1 protein-coding gene is annotated in these 311 nt (G+C 59.5%); it reads left to right on the top strand.

Annotation, left to right across the window (positions count from 1 at the left end):
• Positions 1-311, top strand: a 311-nt coding sequence (locus JDF658_RS09210; RefSeq protein ID WP_278308112.1) for an aldehyde ferredoxin oxidoreductase N-terminal domain-containing protein, incomplete at both ends; no start/stop codon positions are given.

The following is a 311-nucleotide window of genomic DNA, read 5'->3' as shown; positions in this document are numbered from 1 at the left end:
GTATATATCTACATCAAGGATGACCAGGTGGAAATCCGCCCTGCCGACAAGTACTGGGGCAAACTGGTCAGTGAAACCACTGACGGACTTCTGGCTGAGGCAGGAGACGACAAGGCCAGGGTATTGACCATCGGTCCGGCCGGGGAACGGCTATCTCCCATCGCTGCTGTCATGAATGACCGCTACCGGGCCGCAGGCCGTTCCGGGGTAGGGGCTGTTATGGGCTCCAAGAACCTGAAGGCCATCGTGGTGCGAGGCAGCGGTAAGGTAGAAGTAGCCCAGCCCGACCGCTTCAAGGAAGTGGTCAGCGG

Origin of the sequence: Carboxydocella sp. JDF658 (assembly GCF_002049395.1) — a bacterium.
Lineage (GTDB): Bacteria > Bacillota.
The sequence above is the reverse complement of the archived record's forward strand: the minus strand, read 5'-3'. Positions and strand labels throughout refer to the sequence as shown.